This window comes from Paenalcaligenes hominis (genome assembly GCF_011927625.1).
Lineage (GTDB): Bacteria > Pseudomonadota > Gammaproteobacteria > Burkholderiales > Burkholderiaceae_B > Paenalcaligenes > Paenalcaligenes hominis.
In genome coordinates this window covers 522,355-544,926 of record NZ_JAATIZ010000001.1, presented here as the reverse complement: position 1 = coordinate 544,926, position 22,572 = coordinate 522,355, and the positions used below count along the sequence as shown (strand labels likewise).

General features: G+C 50.8%; 17 protein-coding genes and 1 pseudogene. 1 reads left to right on the top strand and 17 read right to left on the bottom strand.

The features are described 5' to 3' along the window. Positions 1-288: 288 nt before the first annotated feature. The gene (locus GGR41_RS02475) at positions 289-1,179 is read left to right on the top strand and encodes a LysR family transcriptional regulator (protein ID WP_167660485.1); all 891 of its coding nucleotides are present in this window, start codon (positions 289-291) and stop codon (positions 1,177-1,179) included. 167 nt (positions 1,180-1,346) lie between these two features. Here GGR41_RS02475 and GGR41_RS02470 read toward each other — a convergent pair whose 3' ends face one another. The 17 genes and pseudogenes from GGR41_RS02470 to GGR41_RS02390 all read right to left on the bottom strand — a co-directional run bounded on the left by GGR41_RS02470 (position 1,347) and on the right by GGR41_RS02390 (position 22,562). Then, positions 1,347-1,910: a TrbJ/VirB5 family protein gene (locus GGR41_RS02470; RefSeq protein WP_167660484.1), complete on the bottom strand. Its 564-nt coding sequence runs from the start codon at positions 1,908-1,910 to the stop codon at positions 1,347-1,349. Positions 1,911-1,937: 27 nt separating this feature from the next. Then, positions 1,938-2,363, bottom strand: coding sequence for a type II toxin-antitoxin system VapC family toxin (locus GGR41_RS02465; protein ID WP_167660483.1), 426 nt, complete (start codon positions 2,361-2,363; stop codon positions 1,938-1,940). Then, a complete protein-coding gene (locus GGR41_RS02460) occupies positions 2,363-2,614 on the bottom strand; it encodes a FitA-like ribbon-helix-helix domain-containing protein (RefSeq protein WP_167660482.1) in 252 nt (83 codons plus the stop codon). Before GGR41_RS02460 ends, GGR41_RS02465 begins: the two co-directional genes overlap by 1 nt. A gap of 401 nt (positions 2,615-3,015) precedes the next feature. Then, positions 3,016-3,378 (bottom strand): annotated as a pseudogene (locus GGR41_RS13060) (tyrosine-type recombinase/integrase); the annotation flags it as partial. A gap of 301 nt (positions 3,379-3,679) precedes the next feature. After that, complete coding sequence (guaA, locus tag GGR41_RS02450) at positions 3,680-5,266, bottom strand: glutamine-hydrolyzing GMP synthase (protein WP_167660481.1); 1,587 nt, start codon at positions 5,264-5,266, stop codon at positions 3,680-3,682. 88 nt (positions 5,267-5,354) lie between these two features. Beyond that, entirely contained in the window at positions 5,355-6,815 is a 1,461-nt protein-coding gene (guaB, locus tag GGR41_RS02445; RefSeq protein ID WP_167660480.1) for an IMP dehydrogenase, read from the bottom strand. A 42-nt stretch (positions 6,816-6,857) separates the two neighbouring features. Beyond that, complete coding sequence (gene purL, locus GGR41_RS02440; protein ID WP_167660479.1) at positions 6,858-10,916, bottom strand: phosphoribosylformylglycinamidine synthase; 4,059 nt, start codon at positions 10,914-10,916, stop codon at positions 6,858-6,860. Between the two features lie 122 nt (positions 10,917-11,038). Continuing rightward, positions 11,039-11,617: a transcription elongation factor GreB gene (greB, locus tag GGR41_RS02435; protein WP_167660478.1), complete on the bottom strand. Its 579-nt coding sequence runs from the start codon at positions 11,615-11,617 to the stop codon at positions 11,039-11,041. 33 nt (positions 11,618-11,650) lie between these two features. Then, positions 11,651-12,484, bottom strand: coding sequence for a PHP domain-containing protein (locus GGR41_RS02430; protein WP_167660477.1), 834 nt, complete (start codon positions 12,482-12,484; stop codon positions 11,651-11,653). Between the two features lies 1 nt (position 12,485). Next, complete coding sequence (locus tag GGR41_RS02425; protein WP_229711163.1) at positions 12,486-13,406, bottom strand: alpha/beta fold hydrolase; 921 nt, start codon at positions 13,404-13,406, stop codon at positions 12,486-12,488. A 58-nt stretch (positions 13,407-13,464) separates the two neighbouring features. Then, positions 13,465-14,757 carry a dihydrolipoamide acetyltransferase family protein gene (locus tag GGR41_RS02420; protein WP_167660476.1) on the bottom strand — a complete coding sequence of 431 codons (1,293 nt, stop codon included), beginning with the start codon at positions 14,755-14,757 and terminating at the stop codon, positions 13,465-13,467. Between the two features lie 3 nt (positions 14,758-14,760). Then, on the bottom strand, positions 14,761-15,783 hold the full coding sequence (locus GGR41_RS02415) for an alpha-ketoacid dehydrogenase subunit beta (protein ID WP_167660475.1): 1,023 nt from the start codon (positions 15,781-15,783) through the stop codon (positions 14,761-14,763). Then, on the bottom strand, positions 15,780-17,018 hold the full coding sequence (locus GGR41_RS02410) for a thiamine pyrophosphate-dependent enzyme (protein ID WP_167660474.1): 1,239 nt from the start codon (positions 17,016-17,018) through the stop codon (positions 15,780-15,782). Before GGR41_RS02410 ends, GGR41_RS02415 begins: the two co-directional genes overlap by 4 nt. Before the next feature lie 119 nt (positions 17,019-17,137). After that, entirely contained in the window at positions 17,138-19,636 is a 2,499-nt protein-coding gene (locus tag GGR41_RS02405) for a DNA internalization-related competence protein ComEC/Rec2 (RefSeq protein WP_167660473.1), read from the bottom strand. A 148-nt stretch (positions 19,637-19,784) separates the two neighbouring features. Then, a complete protein-coding gene (locus tag GGR41_RS02400) occupies positions 19,785-20,618 on the bottom strand; it encodes a TatD family hydrolase (RefSeq protein ID WP_167660472.1) in 834 nt (277 codons plus the stop codon). Then, complete coding sequence (locus tag GGR41_RS02395) at positions 20,612-21,298, bottom strand: ABC transporter ATP-binding protein (RefSeq protein ID WP_167660471.1); 687 nt, start codon at positions 21,296-21,298, stop codon at positions 20,612-20,614. The genes GGR41_RS02400 and GGR41_RS02395 overlap by 7 nt, the downstream gene beginning before the upstream one ends. Further along, positions 21,291-22,562, bottom strand: coding sequence for a lipoprotein-releasing ABC transporter permease subunit (locus tag GGR41_RS02390; RefSeq protein ID WP_077733341.1), 1,272 nt, complete (start codon positions 22,560-22,562; stop codon positions 21,291-21,293). Before GGR41_RS02390 ends, GGR41_RS02395 begins: the two co-directional genes overlap by 8 nt. Between the last annotated feature and the right edge of the window lie 10 nt (positions 22,563-22,572).

The window sequence follows — 22,572 nt, the reverse complement described above, 5'->3', positions numbered from 1 at the left end:
AGTTTTTGAGATAAATCTGAAATGGAATATGTGGTGTCTAGGGTTAAATAAGGGCCTTAACCCTGACGTACTGTTCTATTCATTATTTGGTTATACGACCCGGCCCAAACCCGACGGCTAAATCGTAGAAAGCAACGTCACGCCCCCTTTTACACATCCAAACGGTGACTTGTCGTTCTGTACTGCTCTCAAAAGACAAATGAATAAGTAACGTTTGTATTGTAAGAAAAGCAATCAATGAAGTAAAATGGCTTTATTTCAGCAATCTATGAATTTTACTCATAATATATGTTAGAACGCATTCATCTACTGGTCATCCAACAAGTCGAAAAACAAGGCTCGCTAACGGGTGCTGCCAACGTCCTGCATGTCACCCAATCAGCACTAAGCCACAGCATGAAAAAGCTAGAGCAACAATTAGGGGTAGAAATATGGCGCCGCGAAGGGCGTAGCCTGCAATTAACCCAAGCCGGTCATTATTTATTGGCAGTGGCAAATCGGGTTTTGCCGCAATTAGACCTTGCTGAAGAGCAACTGCTTCAGCTTGCCCAAGGTCAACGTGGCTCATTGCGCATAGGAATGGAATGCCACCCCTGTTATCAGTGGTTACTTAAAATCGTTTCGCCCTATTTAAATGCGTGGCCAGATGTCGATGTAGACGTTAAACAAAAATTTCAATTTGGCGGGATAGGCGCGTTAGTAGATTATGAAATTGATTTACTGGTCACTCCAGACCCCGTCTTTAAACCAGGACTGCGCTTTGAGCCAGTGTTCGACTACGAGCAAGTGCTAGTGGTGGCCAAAGACCACCCTCTGGCTAGCCAACCCCATGTCAACCCCCAAGACCTGATCACAGAAGTATTAATCACCTACCCCGTCGATATTGAACGATTGGATGTCTATAACCAATTTCTACTGCCCGCAGGTATTACCCCTTTGCGTCACAAAACCATTGAAACCACCGATATCATGCTGCAAATGGTAGCTAGCGGCCGAGGCGTTTCTGCCCTACCCCGATGGTTGGTTGAGGAATACGCTCACAAGCTCGACATCACTCCGTTAAGCCTGGGCGCTGACGGCATCGCTAAACATATTTATCTTGGCATTCGCGAAACCGACCATAACATTAACTACCTCCACGCTTTTGTTGAATTGGCGCGTACTACATCGCCGGAATAATCCACGGTTTAAATACCATGTTGGAACGGTGCTTTGCGCTTTTTTCTGCCGATACGTCGCATTTGGGTAGAAATAGAAAAGCCCTGTTAAATCAACATAAAACATAGCGTCTATACAAGGTACATACCCGGTTAATACATAAAAAGGGGAGTTACTCACTCATTGGGCTAGAACGATTTACCTCTGGCCGCCGTGTCACCGCTCGAACTGGATGACGAACCTTCCGAATCGCTGCCACCGCCCACAGCACTAGCAGCAGCACCCATCGCCATGCCTGCCTCTGCCATTCCAGCACCCATGATTGCGCCGGCACCAAAGGAACTACCCTCCGAAGCCACGCCACCACCAGGGATAAAGCCCACCATCACATTAGGAATCGTGTTGATCAGGATCACCAGAACAAGCAACACCACAAAAATTACTAGCAGCTCATCCATTGAGGCTTTAGCAGCAAGATTAGCGTGGTAGCCGTCAATAATAGATACAGCGGTACCTGCCAGTAGCGTCATTGTCATCAGCTTCAATCCAATACCCGCAACGTTTCTAAAGTAGTTCAGCGCCTCGATCATCTTGGTCATGGTCACTTGCGCCTGATCCCAGATATATGCAGCCGGTGCCATAGTGTTTTGCAGTATCAATAGTTGGAATACTCGCATAAATTGGGCAGTGATGTCTGTTGCGAGCGCAACGGCAAGTGCAGTTTTAGCCGCTAAAATACGAATACGATTCATACCGAGCACCTACAGTAAAATAAGTTGTTATTCGTCCTCACTCCAAGGGTTAATAACTTTCAATCCCGCTGCTTCAAACGGGCTGGTATCTCTTGTCGCAACAATAAAACCACCTTCGTGCGCTGTTGCTGCTATTACTGCATCTGCAGCGGCAATGCCACTACCGGACTTTTTAGCAGTTGCAAGTACCTCTGCATAAGCTCTGGTGCATGAGATATCAAATGACAACACTCGCCCTGCAAACAACGGCAACAGCCTTTCTTCAATCCTTGAGCTAAGCAGTTTTTTGCGCTTGCCCTCCGGCATCAGCGCAACGCCTGCACGAATCTCCGCAACGGTCATTGCAGACAAATACAGCGTCTCAAGTGGCTGTTCATTTAGCCAAGCTAAAACACGCTCATCAGGCTTAGCTCGGAACTGTTCAGATAGAACATTTGTATCAAGCAAAATCATTAAAAACTCACAGCCCGTGCCGGTGAGTGGTCGCGTTCAAAACCTGCTGCTTCTTCATCAGTCAGTTTTACTTCGCGCCCGATTTCGCCCAACAAATCCCCCAACTTGACGCGCCCTTCAGGTTTTACTGCTTGCTCAAAAATGGCTAACATTTCCGCCTGGAGTGATCTGCCGTGTTGCGCTGCGCGGACTCGAATCGCTCTATGTACTTCCTCGGGAACGTCCCGAACTGTTACTGCCCGTACTCTCATAATCAAATCCTCCTAATGCAGTCTATGCTTTCAATTATATGAAATGCTTTCAAAGCTGACAAGGACAAGCGCCTTTGAGTTTTTTCTTAGCGGTAGCCGATGGCCTTGCAGAGCAGGATTCAAGTTGAGAGGCGCTGGAAGCTCCACTCTTTAGCTTCGCGAGGCTATTCCATCATGCGATTATTACGAGAAGTGATTGATCTCCCTGTAGCTAGCTACATGGCGACGACTCCTGAATGTCATTCAGGCTTTGCTTCAGGTGTCGGAAAGGGAATGCTTTGTCATTACATTCGAATCTCTAATTGGGTTAGCGTGGGACTGTGGATCTAAGCAGCCAGTAAAACATAATGTAAAATTTTAGCGGTTAAAAATCCCTGACTCAGATTTAGCCCCAGTTCTGTCAGGCAGAAAACGACCCACTGTAGACATTCGCTAGCACTTGAGTTAAGCACGTGGGAGCCAGACTCATGCAAAAGCGTGCTGGCCTTGCGCCGTAAGTCATGCAGCCCAAACTTAGTAAGTGACTTCCCATCTTTCTGCGCTACTTTGTATGTCAGCGTCAGTACCTGATTGAGTGTGGCTCTGCTCATCGGCGCATCAGAGTCGTACCGCGACGGCAATACAAAATCTGAACCACCTGCAAAGGTCTTCAAAGCAATAAAAATATCCAGCGCCTGCTGAGACAAAAACACTAGGTGCGGATTGCGTCGCTTCATTCGCTCCTTTGGAATCGTCCAACGGGCTTCACTAAAATTGATCGCGCTCAATTGCCTAGCGAAAAACCTGAAGCATAATTTTTCGCGCATGAACGGCGGTTGCTGGTACGCCTCAGCCAGAGCGATACCACCGATGCCAGAACGTCCAAAGGTGATGGTCTCCTGCCTTCCGTTGAGCGAGTAGTTGTAGCGGAACGAGATAGTATCAGCTTTAATGCCATGCTCAAACCATGCTTAACGCTTCCTCCAGTTGCCAGATAATGCCCGACATGAAAACCAAAAAGCCCGCAATTACGCGGGCTTCAGAGCATTTACTGCTATTTATTGCCTGACTATACCAGACATGGAATTATTCCCACTCAATCGTCGCAGGTGGTTTGCTGGATACGTCGTAAGTGACGCGATTAATGCCGCGTACTTCGTTGATAATGCGGCCTGAAACACGTTTTAGCAATGAATACGGCAACTCAGCCCAGTCGGCAGTCATGAAATCCGAGGTTTCTACAGCGCGTAGTGCCACCACGTATTCGTAAGTACGGGCGTCACCCATCACGCCAACGCTTTTTACGGGTAGGAATACGGTAAAGGCTTGCGAAGTCAGGTCATACCAGTTTTTGCCTGTGGCTTCGTCAACGGTGTTGCGAAGCTCTTCGATGAAGATGGCATCGGCTTGGCGCAGTAAGTCGGCGTATTCTTTTTTCACTTCACCTAAAATACGCACCCCTAAGCCTGGGCCTGGGAATGGATGACGGTAGACCATTGCGGCAGGTAGACCGAGAGCAATGCCTAGTTTACGTACTTCGTCTTTAAAAAGCTCACGCAGTGGTTCTAGTAATGACAGGTTTAAGGTTTCTGGTAAGCCACCCACGTTGTGGTGCGATTTAATGCCGGTGGCCTTGCCAGATTTGGCTGCGGCTGACTCGATGACATCCGGGTAAATGGTGCCTTGGGCAAGCCATCTGGCATCGGTTTGTTTAGCGGCTTCGGCTTGGAAGATCTCCACAAACTCTTTGCCAATAATTTTGCGCTTGGTTTCAGGGTCGGTGACCCCGGCCAATTTGCCCATGAATTGGTCGCTAGCATCGACGTGAACAATGTTCATACCAAAATGCTCGCCAAACATGGCCATGACCTGTTTGCCTTCGTCTAAACGCAATAAGCCGTGATCAACAAACACACAGGTTAATTGATCGCCAATGGCGCGGTGAATAAGGGCTGCCGCAACCGATGAATCTACTCCACCAGACAGGCCCAAAATAACGCGGTCGGAACCAACTTGCTCACGAATGGAAGCAATGGCTTCTTCGACGTAATCAGGCATGTTCCAGTCGCCATCACAACCGCAGATATCACGCACAAAACGCTGGAAAATAGCTGGGCCCTGTTTAGTATGGGTGACCTCTGGGTGAAACTGCACCCCATAAAAGCGACGGGTTTCATCGGCCATGCCCGCATACGGGCAAGAGGCGGTGGATGCCATCACACTAAACCCTTCGGGCAGCACCGTGACTTGGTCGCCATGGGACATCCAGACATTCAACATGCCGTGACCTTCGGGGGTTTCAAAGTCTTGGATGTCTTTTAAGAGTGCAGTATGACCCTGGGCCCGAACCTGAGCGTGACCGAACTCGCGGCGCTCGGCTTGCTCTGTTTTACCACCCAAATGCAGCGCCATGGCTTGCATGCCATAACAAATGCCCAAAACGGGCACGCCCAAGTCAAATACCGCAGCAGGCACCTGCAGGGCATCGTCAACATAGACAGAGGCGTGACTGCCTGACAAGATCACCCCTTTTAGATTGGGCTGACTGCGTAAGAAGTCATCGCTGACATCGCCCGGATGAATTTCGCAATAAGCACCGGCTTCGCGAACGCGACGTGCAATGAGTTGTGTAACTTGTGAACCGTAGTCAAGAATAAGAATGCGTTGGTGCATGATAACTTTGTAGAGGTAGATGAAAATCGGCCAAGTCGCATGAAGCCACCTGGCCGATTAAAGCATTAAGTACAAAAACTAAACGCGTTTAGTCAGCCCGATAGTTAGGGGCTTCTTTGGTGATTTGCACATCGTGCACATGAGATTCGCGTACACCGGAGGCGGTGATTTCCACGAACTCGGCTTTGTCGTGCAAAGCAGGGATGGATTCTGCACCGCAATAGCCCATTGAAGCACGTACACCACCCACTAATTGGTAAATAATGGCGAGTACAGAGCCTTTGTAAGGCACACGGCCCTCGATGCCTTCGGGAACCAGTTTGTCTGCATTGCTGCCGGCTTCTTGGAAGTAGCGGTCTGCAGAGCCTTCGACCATAGCACCCAAGCTACCCATACCACGGTAGGATTTATAAGAACGACCTTGGTACAAGACCACATCGCCAGGAGCCTCTTCGGTACCGGCAAACATACCGCCCATCATGCAAGCTGATGCACCTGCGGCTAGCGCTTTAGACACGTCGCCAGAAAAACGAATACCACCGTCAGCAATTAAGGGAACACCGGTACCACGTAGGGCTTCGGCCACATCAGCAATAGCGGTGATTTGGGGTACACCCACACCGGCAATAATACGTGTAGTACAAATAGAACCTGGGCCAATACCGACTTTGACGGCGTCAGCCCCGGCCTCGACTAGCGCTAAAGCGGCGGCTGCGGTGGCAATATTGCCCCCAATGACTTGGATATGGGGGTAGTTTTGTTTTACCCAACGTACACGGTCAATGACGCCTTTGGTGTGACCATGTGCAGTGTCAACCACAATTGCGTCTACGCCGGCTTTAGAAAGCAGGTCTACACGCATTTCGGTATCGCCACCAACGCCTACCGCTGCGGCTACACGTAGCTGACCGTGTTGGTCTTTACATGCATTGGGGTGCTCGGTGTTTTTAACGATGTCTTTCACGGTAGCTAAACCACGCAGCTCGAAAGCATCGTTCACAATGAGCACGCGCTCGAGGCGGTGTTTGTGCATTAGAGCCTGGGCTTGTTCGAGGGTAGCGCCCTCGGGCATGGTAATAAGACGCTCTTGGGTTGTCATGACTTCGCGAATGGGAAGCTCGAGGCGATCCTCGAAGCGTAAATCGCGGTTGGTGACAATGCCCACTAGTTTGCCGTTTTCTACCACGGGCAAACCAGAAAAACCGTTTTCTTTTTGTAACTGAATAGCATCCCGCACTTTCATATCAGGGGTGACTGTGATTGGATCAATCACAATACCGAACTCGTGGCGTTTAACACGAGAGACTTCGCGTGCTTGTTGTTCTGCTGAAAGGTTTTTATGGATAACACCGATACCGCCTTCTTGGGCCATGGCAATGGCTAAGCGGGCTTCGGTAACGGTATCCATCGCAGCAGATACTAGGGGGATGTTGATTTTGATGTCGCGCGTAAATTGCGCAGAGAGATCGGTATCGCGAGGTAAGATCTGCGAGTACGCAGGCACTAGCAATACGTCGTCGAATGTGAGAGCTTTTTTGATAAGACGCATGTCTTTATATCCCGTCCAAAACCTGATTATACGCTGATTTTTTTAACCTAGCCAGACACGAGCGTTATAGAACAAACGCATCCACGGTGTTAAACCACCGTTTGTTGCGTCAGCACCACCCGCATCATGAGGCCCCCATTGCTGTGGTGCCCACGACAGCTGCACGTTACGAATCACGCGCTCGGGGTGCGGCATCATAATCGTAAAGCGTCCATCTGCTGTAGTAACCCCTGCAATCCCATTTACGCTACCATTTGGGTTATAGGGGTATTGCTCGGTGCGTTGACCGCGATTATCGGTGTAATGCAAGGCAGAATGAATTGCACTTGCATTGCCTTGGCGTTCAAAATTAGTGTAACCCTCGCCGTGCGACACCACGATAGGCAAACGGGTGCCAGCCATACCTTGAAGGAAAATCGAAGGCGAATCGGCAATTTCCACCGAAGCCAAGCGGGCTTCGTATTTCATGGACTGGTTTGCGGTAAACAAAGGCCAGTTTTCTGCACCGGGAATCATAGGCGCTAAGGCCGCCATCATTTGACAGCCGTTACACACACCTAATGCAAAGGTATCGTTGCGTTGGAAAAACTCAGCAAATTGCTCGTTTAACATATTGTTAAAGCGAATCGTACGTGCCCACCCCTGGCCCGCACCCAATACATCACCATAACTAAAGCCACCGGCTGCCACAATTCCTTTCAAGTCATCTAAACGACGACGGCCGCTGAGAAGATCCGTCATGGGTAGATCAATGACATCGAAGCCTGCTTGGGTAAAGGCCCAAGCCATTTCAAGCTGACTGTTGCTGCCTTGTTCGCGTAACACCGCAATTTTGGGACGCACCCCAGTTTGAATAAATGGCGCCGCAATGTTGTCTTGGGGATTAAAGTTAACCTTGGCCTGCAAACCGGGATTGTCTACGTCATCCCAGATGGCATGTTCTGCCTCTGCACTGACAGGGTTATCACGCAGCAACATCATTTGGTGATTGACGGCTGACCAGGTTTTACCTAGGTCTGCACGAGCCACCTGATAAATACACGCAGCATCGCGGAACACCTCGATGGTGTCGGTATGATTGGGTTTACCGATGACATGAGAGTGTGCGGATAACCCAGCGTCACGTAACTGCTGCAATACCGCGTCGCGTTGATCAGCCGGAACTTGGATAACAGCACCCACCTCTTCGTTAAATAAGGCTTTAAGGGTAAGCTCGTCGCGTTGTACGGCAACTTGCTCGGCACGAATTTTAAAATCGCCCCAGTCGGCCGCATGCGGATCAATCGTAAGCATATCAATATTCATTGAGACACCGGTGTGACCCGTAAAGGCCATTTCAGCCACTGTCGCAAATAGACCGCCGTCTGATTTATCGTGATAGGCCCAAATAAGGCCTTGATCGGCTAAAGAGCGGATGCTTGTAGCAAACGATTTTAATAACTGCGCGTTGGTGAAATCCGGTGCAGCAGTACCGACTTGACTAAATGCATGACACAATACCGAGCCAGCCATGCGTTGTTGCCCCTCGGCTAAATCAATAAAAATTAACACACTGTCTGCATCAGTGCGTAGTTGCGGCGTTAAGGTTTTACGCACATCCGCAACTTGAGCAAACGCCGTGACGACCAAGGAAACCGGTGCCACCACATCGAGCTCTTTGCCGTCTTCTTCCCAAGCAGTACGCATGGAAAGCGAGTCTTTTCCAACAGGAATAGACAAGCCTAATTCCTGACACCACTGACTTACTGCCGTGACTGTATCAAACAAGGCAGCATCTTGCCCTGCTACCCCACACGCAGCCATCCAGTTTGCTGAAAGCTTAACATCGTCGAAACTGCGTACATCACTAGCCAACAGGTTAGTCATGGCCTCAGTGACCGCCATACGACCTGAGGCAGGTGCATCAAAAATAGCAATCGGGCTGCGCTCGCCCATGGCCATGGACTCACCGCGTACTTGCTCGTAATCCGCTAAGGTGACGGCACAATCGGATACGGGAATTTGCCACGGACCCACCAGCTGATCGCGACTACATAAGCCCCCTACGCTACGGTCACCAATAGTGATGAGGTAGTTTTTGTTAGAAACGGTGGGGTGACGCATCACGCGTTGAACGGCTTCGCTTAGCTCGATAGCGGGTAAATCTAACTCGCCTGTAATGGGCTCGAGACGTGTCACATCGCGTACTGTGCGTGGCGCTTTACCTAAGATGACCTCTAGCGGCATATCAACCGGCGCGGGCGTCTGTGCTGCTGGGCTGGGTTCGGCGTATCCAGGGATACCTTCGCCATACGTTACACGTAACTGACGCTCTTCGGTGGCTACACCTACTACGGCCCATAAACAACGCTCACGCTCGGCAATGGCTTTAAAACGATCTAAGTCAGCGGGGTTAATCGCCAATACGTAACGCTCTTGAGACTCATTACACCAAATCTCAGCGGGTGAAAGACCCGATTCCTCTAGGGGCACATGGGTCAGATCAAAAATCGCACCACGTTCTGCGTCATTCACTAGCTCGGGGAATGCATTAGACAAACCACCTGCACCCACATCATGAATGGCAACAATTGGATTGTTTTCGCCTTGCTGCCAACAGCGATCGATGACCTCTTGAGCGCGGCGTTGCATTTCTGGATTGCCACGTTGTACGGAATCAAAATCCAGCTCGGCTAAGTTAACGCCCGAAGTCATACTGGATGCGGCTCCGCCCCCCATGCCAATCCGCATGCCTGGGCCGCCCAATTGAATTAACAAAGCACCGACAGGTAGAGGATCTTTATGGGTTTGACGATCGTCAATGGAACCCAAACCACCTGCAATCATGATGGGTTTATGGTAACCCCAGTGTTGGCCGCCAATGGTTTGCTCAAAGCTACGCATGTAACCAAGCAAATTAGCCCGGCCAAATTCGTTATTGAACGCTGCGCCACCCAACGGGCCGACGGTCATAATATCGAGAGCCGTTGCAATACGATCTGGGAAACCCAAGGAATCGTTATCCCAAGCCTCGGGTAAAGAAGGCAACTGTAAATTAGAAACGGTATACCCCGTTAAACCTGCTTTAGGTTTGGAACCGCGACCAGTAGCGCCCTCGTCACGAATTTCGCCACCTGAGCCTGTACCGGCACCCGGGTACGGCGCAATGGCCGTGGGATGGTTATGCGTTTCGACTTTCATGAGGGTGTGGATCAGACCTTGGTAGGACTGATAGGCCCCTTTGGCATCAGAGTCGGGTAATGAGGCATGAAAAACGCTGGCCTGACCGCCTTCCATGATGGCGGCGTTGTCGGCATAGGCTACGATGGTTTTTTTCGGTTGAGCAGCATGGGTTTCACGGATCATGCCAAATAAGGTTTTGCTTTGCTCAACCCCATCAATTACCCATTGAGCATTAAAGATTTTGTGTCGGCAATGCTCACTATTGGCTTGGGCAAACATCAAAAGCTCCACATCGTGCGGATTACGCCCTAGCTTTTGAAATGCCTCGAATAAATAGTCAACCTCATCTTCTGAGAGAGCCAAACCCATTGTTTGATTGGCTTGAACTAAGGCCTTGATACCTTGGCCTAGAATGTCCACCGACTGCATGGCTTTAGGAGGCAAATCTTGAAACAAAGGTGCCCCATCAAAGTGTTGGTCTACAACACTTTCCGTCATGCGATCGTGTAACTGCGCGGCAATGAGTTGCAACTGATCGGCTTTGATCGTTTTACTACCTAATAAACCACGGGTCGGATCGACCACATAGCGTACACCACGCTCGATACGACGTACGCCATGTAAACCACAATTGCGTGCGATATCAGTGGCTTTGCTGGCCCAGGGCGACACCGTGCCTAAACGCGGAATCACTCTCAATACCAATTGGTCTTTGGTCAGCGACTGGGGGTCATAGGTAGGCAACCCATCATCTAGCAAGGTGGCGAGCTGTTGCTGCTGCTCTGCGCTAAGACCTTCATCTGCTGTCCATACGTAGTATTCGTAGTAAGCGGCGATATGTTGAATAGGTAAACCAAGAGATTGGAAACGCTGGAGAAGACGCTCGCTTTGAAAAGCGGGCAAGGCCGAAGAGCCAGAGAAATAGAGTATTGAGGACACGATGTGAGCCAATGCAAAAGTGTTGTAAATGCACGCTATTTTAACCACAATCCGATGGGATGGGGGTTATTACGCAGTGCTTAATTCGATTTTGGTGTTTTCACACACCTAGATGCTGGTTTTTAGTCGTCATGACTACGTTCTGTGATCTCTGTCGGGTAATGAACCTCTAGAATATCGAGCTCTTGGACACCACCTGGCGTACGTAATGTGACGACATCGCCCTCTTGGGCTTTAAGTAATGCACGCGCCACTGGTGAAATCCAGCTGATTTTTCCATTCAGTGGGTCGGCTTCATCGACCCCTACGATGGTCACGGTGAACTCATTGCCGTCTTGGTCCGCATACACAATCGTGGCCCCAAAAAACACACGGTCTTTGTTGGGCTGCAAGGCAGGGTCTACCACCTCGGCAATTTCAAGGCGCTTAGTAAGAAAACGAATACGTCTGTCTATTTCGCGCAGGCGTTTTTTACCATAGATGTAATCGCCATTTTCAGAGCGATCCCCATTCGAGGCAGCCCATGACACCACCTGGACGACTTCGGGACGCTCGGTATTCAACAAATGCTTTAACTCTGCGCGCAAGGTCTTGTAGCCTTCGACCGTTATGTAGTTTTTTGTTCCTGCGGGTAAGGCCACGGCCTCGGGCACTAAATCGTCATCTTGCTGATCGTCTTCTTTGACAAAGGCTTTACTCATTTTATTACCTCGACATGGCGGCTATAGCGCCTGTTAGCTTAACCAACGATTCCAAACGGGGGTTAACCCAGATGGCAAGTCAGGTAAGCAACCTAAATCTAAACGCCCTTCAGAGGGGCCGTGAAAATCAGACCCCATTGAGGCCTCGAAGCCAAATCGCTTGGCGACCCGAGCGTACTCATTGTACTGATGGGGTGCGTGGCTGCCTGTAACGACCTCGATCCCTACCCCACCGCAGTCTTTAAATGAAGTAAACAAGTGGTCGAACTGCAAGGCATCAAATTCATAGCGTCCTGGGTGCGCAATAATCGCAATGCCACCTGCTAGTTGAATCCATTGCACCGCCTCGGAGAGGGTCGCCCATTGCATAGGCACAAACGCAGGGGCGTGATCACCTAAATACTTAGTGAATACCTCTTGGATGGTCTTGCAATAACCGTGATCAACCAAAAAACGGGCAAAATGCGTGCGTGACACCAGCTCGGGGTTGGTTGCATACGGCACCGCGCCCTCGAGCGCATTGTCGACCCCCATAGCAGCTAAAGCATCGCCAATACGTTGCGCACGTTGCCACCGCCCAGCGCGCACGTAGCGCAGTGAGTCAATCAGGCTTTGTGAGCGATAATCAATACCTAGCCCGACGATGTGCACGGTTTTACCTAAAAAAGTGACTGAAACCTCGACGCCCGGCACAAATGTCATGCCGAGATTCAGGGCCGTTTGCTCTGCCAAAGCCAAACCACTCACCTCGTCATGATCGGTTAAAGCCCAAAGCTCGACTCCGTTTTGGTGAGCACGGTAGGCCACTTGGTCGGGCGCAAGAACGCCATCGGAAACCGTTGAATGACAATGGAGGTCTACGATCATGTTAATCCTTCAGTAAAAACTGTGAGAGCACATGCAGCTGATCCGCTTGCATCAAAGTCGGCGCATGTCCTACCCCGGCGACTTGATAGAAGCCTGCTTTGGGCTGCCGTGTCAGCATTTCATGTGCCGTATCAGGTGATAATAAATCAGAAAACTCCCCCCGTACAATTAAGCAATCGTTTGGCAAGTGCTCGAAAGCATGCCACAAGGTTTGTTGGGCCAACTGGGTTAGCTGCCCATTTTGAGCCTGATCCAGCTCGAGCTGTTGCCGAAAGGCCTCGGCAATGCCGTGATCGTAAGCGTTAACCCAGTGGGAACCTTGCTGCATAAAAACATACCGAGCTAGATGCTCCCATTGTGTGTAGCTGTGGGGACCAAAGCTAGCCCAACGTTTTTGTGCGCCGATGACGGCCTGATGCCACGAGTCGAACCGAGGTTGATCACTAATATACTGAGCGATGCGCGCTAAGCCAGCCGGATCCAGCACAGGCCCCACGTCATTTAAAACAATTTTACCAAACTGCCACGTTGGCACCGTAGTAAATGAAGACGCTGACAACATGCTAGCCACACTGAGCGTAATTAACCCACCCATTGACGTACCCACCCAATCCACGCGTTCCGGTTGTAGGTGTTGCAGCAGAGTTAAGGTGTCTGCCACGTATTGAGGAATGGTGTAATAGCTTGGGTCGGCTAGCCAGTCTGATTTGCCCCTGCCTACGAAATCGGGGCAAATCACTCGGTAATGCGGGCTCAGTGTTTGCGCTAAAGCATCAAAATCGCGCCCAGTGCGCAACAGCCCATGTAGACAAAGTAAAACCTTTGGGTTTTGGGGGTCTCCCCACGCCTTGTAAGCCATCTGATGCACCCCAGCGGGGCTAACGCAGGCAACACGGTGGTCTGTTGAGGCTGGCACTGACATACATAAGTCCTTTATGGAAAAACGGGGCCTTAGCCCCGTTATACCGCATTCAGCTCGACTAATCGACCAGATAAACCTGAGGCTTTTCTAGGAAGGCACGCACAGTTTGAATAAACTCAGCCGCATGCATGCCATCGACAAAACGATGGTCAAACGACGAAGATAAATTCATCATCGTACGAATTTGAATTTGTTCATCGATAACCACGGGCATGCGAATTTGCTTGTTGACCCCTACGATAGCCACCTCGGGCGCATTAATAATTGGGGTAGCCACCACGCCACCCAAAGCCCCCAAGCTGCTTAGCGTAATCGTGGACTTGGCTTTAAGATCGCCCCCACCCGATCGGGCTTTTTGGGCTAAATCTTGGATTTGTGCTGCAATGTCCCAGAGGCTTAACTGCTGAGCATTTTCTAAGACGGGTACCATTAAGCCTTCATCGGTTTGAGTCGCAATGGCAATATGCACTGCATCATATTGGTGCAACACCTGTTGCTCGGCATCATAGCGCGCGTTCACCTCAGGGTGCTTTTGTACCGCTAAACACATAGCCCGCACCAGAAAAGGCAGCAAAGTCAGGCGCCCCCGTTGTTCTGCCCAGTGGTGATTTAATTGCTGACGCCATACCTCGAGCTCGGTCACATCAATGGCTTCTACATAACTAAAATGAGGAATGCTTTGTGATGACTCCAGCATTTTTTTTGCTATTTGACGCCGTAAACCACGCACTGGCACCGTATGAATTGCATCCGTTGCAGCCGAACGAGTCCGCGCACGTGAAGTATCCGAACCCGCCAAATGCTGATCTAAATCAGCATGGGTTAAGTGATTTTTTTGCAGCTGCAGCGCCAACTGTGACAAATCAATAGTCAAGCTGGCTGCTCGCTTGCGCACCGCTGGCGAGGCTTGCACTTTGTGCAACAAACGCTCGTGCGGTGTGGTGGCATGAGACAGCGTAGAGGGCGCAGGCGGTGCCTCGATCGCATTCACCTCGGGGGTTAATGAAGGGATCGAGTGACTGTTTTGCTCCTGAGCTACGGTGGCAATAGAGACGGGCTCGACGGCTGCTGACGTGGGCTGAGGCTCGTCCACCGGAGCCACATTGGCATCAGCCAAGGCTATATCTACCAGATTTGCGCCGACGGCTAATACTTCGCCGGCTGCCCCTCCTAGGGCAGCCACCGTGCCCGCCACCGGAGACGTGATATCCACCGACACCTTATCCGTCATCACACTGGCCACTTTTTGATCTTCTGCTACGGGCTCGTTAACTTGGACAAACCACTCTACGATTTCAACCTCGGTAATACCTTCGCCAATATCGGGGATTTTTATTGTGTAATGTGACATGGCTTATAACTCCTTCATAACTCGTTGATACGCAGCAATGACGCGCTGTGGGCCAGGGAAATAATCCCACTCGTGGGCATGGGGATAGGGGGTGTCCCACCCTGTAACGCGCTCGATGGGCGCCTCTAGATCAAAAAAGCAGTGCTCTTGAACCAATGCAGAAAGCTCGGCACCAAAACCGGAGGTGCGGGTGGCTTCGTGCAAAATCACGCAACGGCCTGTTTTATGCACAGACTGGGCAATGGCTTCCATATCAACCGGCCAAATCGTGCGTAAATCGATGACCTCTGCATCTACCCCCGAGTCAGTAGCTGCTGCCAACGCCACATGCACCATGGTGCCATATGCCAACACGGTGACATCGGCCCCCGCCCGTGCAATAGCGGCTTTATCTAGCGGAGTACGGTAGTAGCCTACTGGCACCTGAGCCAGCTCGTGATCGCGCCAAGACTGCAAGGCACGATCGTAATAGCCATCAAAAGGACCGTTATAAAGACGTTTGGGCTCTAGAAAAATAACGGGATCGGGGCTTTCAATAGCAGCAATCAGCAGCCCTTTGGTATCAATGGGATTAGAGGGCATGACCGTGCGTAAACCAGCAATATGAGTAAAGATGGCCTCGGGGCTTTGGCTATGCGTTTGGCCACCATAAATGCCTCCACCCACAGGCATGCGAATGGTCACAGGCGCCACAAAATCGTTCACCGAACGGTAACGAATGCGTGATAATTCGGAGACGATTTGGTCCATTGCGGGATAAAAATAATCCCCAAACTGAATTTCTACTACGGGTTTTAAGCCATACGCTGCCATACCAATGGCTGTACCCACGATACCGCTTTCCGAAATAGGCGCGTCAAACACACGCTGCGCGCCATATTTAGCCTGCAAGCCCTCAGTAGCACGGAACACGCCCCCAAAATAGCCTACGTCTTGGCCATAAATGACCATGTTGTTATCGCGCTCTAGCATCACATCTAGGGCATCGCGCACCGCTTGCAGCATGCTGAGTGATTGTGTATTCATAGCCCCTCCTTAAATTGCTGTTCTTGTTGTTGTAGGTGCCAAGGCTTTTCAAAATACACATCATCAAACATATGGTTTGCGTGACTACGGTGGGCTTCTTGCATGGTGCCACCAATGGATTCCGCTTTTTTCTGGGCTTCGAGCACCTGTTGCTCGACCTCAGATTGATAAGCGCTATGTTGGTCTTCAGACCAAATACCTAAACCAATAAGGTGTTGCTTTAATCGCGCAATAGGACAACCTAATGGAAAATGCTGCCATTCGTCTGCAGGGCGGTATTTACTGGGGTCATCGGAACTGGAATGCGGCCCGGCTCGATAAGTAACCCATTCAATCAGCGTAGGCCCCCCGTTTTGGCGTGCGCGCTGGGCAGCCCACTGCGAGGCAGCCAAGCACGCCAAAAAGTCGTTGCCGTCAACACGCAAAGAGGCAATGCCCGTCCCTGCGCCACGCGCAGCAAAGGTATTACCAGCCCCACCTGCAATGGCCTGAAAGGTAGAAATCGCCCACTGATTATTTACTACATTTAAAATAACGGGGGCATTGTAAACCTGAGCAAAGGTTAACGCCGTTTGAAAATCGCCTTCGGCTGTGGCCCCATCACCAATCCAAGAGCTAGCAATTTTAGTGTCGCCTTTAATGGCAGAGGCCATCGCCCACCCCACCCCAATCAAAAAACGAGTGGCTAAGTTGCCAGAGATAGAATAGAAGCCGTAGTCTTTATAGGAGTACAACGCTGGCAATTGACGCCCTTTCAGCGGATCGCAGCTATTCGAATACAACTGACACATTAAGTCGGAAATAGGCATGCCTTGAGCCAACAAAATACCTAGCTGACGATACGAAGGAAATTGCATGTCGCCATTCTGTAGCATCATGGTTTGGGCGGTACTGATGGCCTCTTCGCCGTAAGACTGAATATAAAACGTCAACTTTTTTTGCCGTTGGGCATGAAACATGCGTGCATCAAATGCCCGAATCAGCATCATGGTTTTTAAGCCGTGAATAAGTTGACTTGTGTCAATCGTAGGTGCCCAAGGGCCTATGGCTTGACCGTCGTCGTCGAGCACACGTATTAGCCCCTGTGACAAGGCCAGCATTGTGTTGGGTTCAGCTAAAGGATCGGGGCGTGCGGCGGCACCGGCAGGCTGCAAATGCAAATAGGAAAAATCGCTGGGCGCACCCGGTCGGGCAGGCGGCTCGGGCACACGTAGGTGTAGCGGTGTTTGTCTCATGAATACCTCTTGAAAAATCTTTTGGACATTTCAACTACTGGGTTTGTTATGTTGTTACTGAGCCTTGTGGGCTTTAGTTCACTTTAGCGCGCCATCAGAATTATGCAACTCAGGCTGTGCTAGTAATTACCCTTGGTTTGCCTACGAGAAAACGGGTTTTGCCAATACCTTGCATACCGGCTGCGTTGAGAGTGCAGACGTAATGCGTTGTGATGGGAGGTCACGATGACGGCCCCGTCACGATCGGTACGATAAAAATCGGTACCGGCCTGAAGCCAACGTTGTTCTACTTCGGGATGGGGGTGATTAAAACGATTCCACCAACCTACTTGTGCCACAGCAACACTGGCCTGAAGCGCTTCCACCCATAAGGCGCTAGACGAAGTTCTCGAGCCATGATGCCCCACGATCACCACGTCGTAGGGAGCTAAACCAGCCTCAAGCAACTGTTTTTCTTGAGCCACGCCGACATCACCTGTAAGGAGCGCGCGCTGGTGCGTTCCGTGTACCGCTAGCACACAGCTGTGAGCATTTTTATCGGTCGCCTCGGCTTTTTCGTAATGCACTCGGTCTGGCCAGATAAATGCCAGCTCAACGCCATCCACCTGCCACGCCTTGCCGCGCTGACAGGGCTGGGTGGGTAGCGTATCGATTAGAGGTAATGGATCTTTGTGTAAAAGACGGCGCTCACGGTGGAGATGGGCGCGCACATCAAACGAGCTATATATTTGCTGAATAGCCAAGCGCTCTATGACACTTAAGCTTCCCCCCACATGATCTAAGTCCGCATGCGATAAAATTAAGGCGTCTAGGCGCTGTTTACCTAAGCTATGCAAATACGGTACTACCGTGCGCTCGCCTTCGTCACTGTCCCAAGCGCGGCGGATACCGGTGTCATATAAAAACACATGGCGGGCGGTTTCTATTACTACCGCACTGCCTTGGCCTACATCTAGCACATGTAGACGCCACTCCCCGTGTGCTAACGGGGGAGCACGCCAAAATAAGGCCGGTAACAACAGCCCCCACCCGATTACAGACCAGCGCCACGCTTTGGGCCACAACGCCACGCCTACCCCTACCATTGCCAAGGCGACCACCCATGCGGGAGCCCGACTGGCAGGTAAGCTGGCTAAGTCCAATTGGGCCAGCCATTGCGTAGGGACCATTGTTAACTCTAGGCAAAAATGAGTCAGTTGTAATACCCCTTGCGCCGCGCTGTCCCACTGCAGAGCACAACACAATGCAAATAAAAGGGACAAGGGGGTAATAACTAACCCAATCATGGGTATGCCATAGGCGTTCGACAGCGGGGAAACCAAAGACATTTCAAAAAATAAAAACGCTAACGGGGGCAATAATGCCAAACTAATGACGAACTGCCACTGCGTGGCTAACCAACATTGAGCCCACCACTGCCGCCAACGTGACTGACTCGACACAGTAAGAGCCGTGCCAGTCCAGCCCGCGCAGGCCACCAACAACAACACCGCACCGAAAGATAACCAAAACCCACTGGCCAGCACGGACCACGGATCAAACAAAACAATCCCTATCACAGCCCAAGCGACAATAACCGTAATAGACAAGGGCAAACGCAAGCTTAGGCTTACTACCACCACACTAAACATAAAAAAGGTGCGTCGAGCAGGGACCTCCCACCCGGCGATTAAACTGTAAAGCCCCGCTATGATCCACGCTAACCACGCCGCCGCAATAGGAGCAGGATAATGTTGCGCCGCTGAGAACCGACCAATGGCTAAGCGTCGCCAACCCCAAGCAAAAACCCAAGCGCACACACTCGCTAAGAGCGTGACATGGCTGCCGCTGATGGATACCAAATGAGTGAGTCCAGTACGGTTGAACACACGCCAATCATGGGCATGGATGCTCGCCTGATCCCCGATAGATAAGGCTAACACCACACCCCCCCAACGTAATGACTCTAGATAAGGCAACATGGCTTGGCGCAGGCCATAACGCGCACGTTGTGCCCACAAAGCTAGGCTCCATTCCGTGGCTTCACTCGCTAAACGTTGTGGCTCACCCCGTACTTGAGCAATAGCGCGAATGCCTTGAGCAAACACATAGCCCTCGTAATCAAAACCAGCTGGGTTACGTGCCCCATGTGGGGTTTTTAAATACGCTGTGACGGCCCAATGTTGACCGGGGATGAGCTCGGGAAAGTGCTGTGGCTGAGGGGGCACATATGGCCCACGCCACGTACCGCGTGCCCAAACCAAGGCAATTTGCTTGGGGGCTCCGGCAGGATGTGACTGCAACACCGTGGCTGTCACATAGCGGCTATTCGGGCTAAGCCGTGCTAGGCCTTCAATTTGCACCACTAATTTAAAAGGTTGGTTTTCTTCGGCTGCAGGTAATTGCTGTGCTAGGCGCTGTTGGGCTTGATAGTGACTGTTCGTCAAAGCCAGCAAAGCGGCACTGAGCAGAAGACTTAACTGGAACACCCACTGCTGGCTACGGTAACACCATGCCAACCCAAGGCTGAATAAGCCTGCCGTGCCGACAATGGCCAAGATACGTAGACTCCAAAGCTCAGCCCATTGCTGTACCCACACGGTCACCGCCACCATTACTGCCGCTACCCAACGCACCATACTCCTCTCCTTAAAAGAAAAGAGTAATAAAAAAGCCGCCTTACAAGGCGGCTCTGGGCGAAAAAAGACCTAGCGGTATAACCCGTACGTGTTCAACACAGGTGACCTTAAATAGCCGTTGTGCCTAGATGGACGCGGCACTGACCGATTAGGAGTGCGTCTGGCACTGTTGATGCCAGTGGGCTAAGCGCGGTAATACCCGTAAAGCTGTGGCGGTAGTCTGGGCGTGGATGACCGATACGGGCTGCTGACGTAGATCAGCTAAGACTTGGGCGATAGCACCGAGTTCAGAAGGCCGATTGTATTGGTCAGGATGGCGCTTTGCATCTAGCCATGCTGGGCCTATGTCTGGCGCATCGGTTTCAAGCACTAGATGCGTCAAGTCTAGCTCTGTGGCAAGGCGTCGAATTTGCTTGGCACGAGTAAAAGTCATCGCACCGCCAAACCCCAAAGCAAAACCCAAATCAATAAATTGTTGGGCTTGTTGATGGCTGCCATTGAACGCATGGGCAATACCCGAAACAGTGGGGTAACGACGCAAGTATTTTAAAATGTGGTCTTGTGAACGACGTACATGCAGTAAGACGGGTAAATCGAACCGACGAGCCAGTTTAAGTTGAGTCTCGTAAAAGTAGGTTTGCTTTTCAACCATCTCGGGCGTTGTTAACTCGGGCACAAAAAAGTCCAGCCCAATTTCGCCTATGGCCACCAAACGCGGATCAGGCATAGCCTGTTCCAGGCGCTGTTCTAACTCGACTAAATCGGCTTCGGTTGCCTCGGGCACATAAAGCGGGTGGATGCCTAAGGCATACACCAGTTCGACGTGCTGAGTTGCCATGTGCTGCACAAGCGAAAAATTAGCATGCGTCACGGCGGGAATCACAATATGCCGCACGCCATTTGCGCGAGCTTGAGCCACCAGCTCTGCGGTGCTCTCAAGAAAGATCTCAGCATCTAAATGGCAGTGCGTATCGATTAACATCCGTGCAAGACTCCTTGTTCCATATTTAATTGTCTATGAGCCAATGCGGCCAACGCTGGGTCATGCGTCACAATCACAAACGCAATGCCTAGCTCTTGATTCATGGATTGCAATAACTCAAACATAGATTGTGCCGTTTCGCGATCCAAGTTTCCTGTGGGCTCATCGGCCAATACGCAGTCGGGCCGAGTAACGAGCGCACGCGCTAAAGCAATGCGCTGGCGTTCGCCCCCTGAAAGCTGCCCGGGATAATGCAACGCCCGCTGGGCTAGGCCGACCTGCTCGATGAGTTGTAAGGCGTGCTCTCTGGCCTCGGCTCGCGGTACTCGCCGCACAATCAATGGCATCGCCACATTATCTAGCGCCGTAAATTCTGGCAGTAAATGATGAAACTGATACACAAAACCTAAATGACGATTACGTATTTGACTACGGTTTTTCTCATTGAGGCGGTCCGCATTTTGCCCAGCCACCTTTAAGGTGCCCGCGCTGGCTTGATCTAATAAGCCTAACACATGCAGCAGTGTGCTTTTCCCCGAACCCGAAGCGCCCACAATAGCTACCATTTCGCCGGCGTGCACATGCAAATTGACATCACGCAACACATCGACCGTGTTGCCACCATCTATATAGCTGCGTTGGATGTGGTCAGCTTGAATGACTAACTCTTTTTTAATCATGGCGTAATACCTGTGCAGGTTGAAGTTTAGAGGCACGCCAGCTGGGGTACAGCGTTGCTAATAACGACAACACCAATGAGGTGACACCAATAATCACCATATCCATCACAGAGGGGTTAGACGGCATTTGACTAATAAAGTAGATTTGTTGAGGCAAGAACTCTTGACCTGTCAGGTTTTCTAAAAATGGCACGATGACATCAATGTTGTAAGCCACCAGCGCCCCTAAGCTAACACCAATTAGTGTGCCCAACACCCCGATTAATGCCCCTTGGACTAAAAAGATCAGCCCAATGCTTGAGGGGGTAGCCCCAATGGTGCGCAAAATTGCAATGTCACTGCGTTTATCTTTGACCGCCATGACTAAAGAAGACAACAGATTAAACGCTGCCACCGCCACAATTAAGGTTAGGATTAAAAACATCATGCGTTTTTCAGTTTGAACAGCCGCAAACCAGGTTTTGTTATTTTGGGTCCAATCGCTGACATACACACTAAGGGGTAAAGCCATACGCAGTTGCTCGGCCACTTGAGGGGCTTTCTGCATATCGTGGATACGCAAGCGCACGCCACTGTTACCGCTGTCTCTGAAAACACGTGCCGCATCCTCGTAATGGACAAAGGCCAAGGTCGAGTCATATTCATAATGGCCGGATGAGTACAACCCGACTACGGTAAACTGACGCATACGCGGCGCAAAACCAGCTGGCGAAATGCTGCCTTGGGGGGCCATAAGCATTAACGTGTCGCCCTCGCGCACCCCAAGCGTTTGCGCTAACTGCAGACCTAAAATCAAGCCGAACTGCCCTTCTTCAAGACTGTCTAACTGGTTTACTACCATCTGATCAGCGAGCTCTGACACTTGGTGTTCTAAAGCCGGATCAATGCCGCGGATTTGAACCCCATTAATTTTTTCACCGCGCACCAACATAGCCTGTGCCGCCACAAAAGGAGCCGCCCCAGCCACTTGTTTGTTTTCCTCAGCACTGTTCGCTAGAGCCTGCCAATGCGATAATACTTCTTGATGGGATTGGCTACGCACATATAATTCAATATGTGGTAACACCGACAGCATGCGGTCACGAACTTGGGTCTGAAACCCGTTCATCACCGAAAGCACAATAATTAATGCTGCTACCCCTAGGGCAATCCCGGTCATGGAACTGGCCGCTATAAATGACACAAAGCGATCTTTACGCTTAGCCCCCCGACCACTTCGCGCTAAACCTGCGTAACGCGCGCCTACCCAAAACTCATAAAACATAGACTTTACC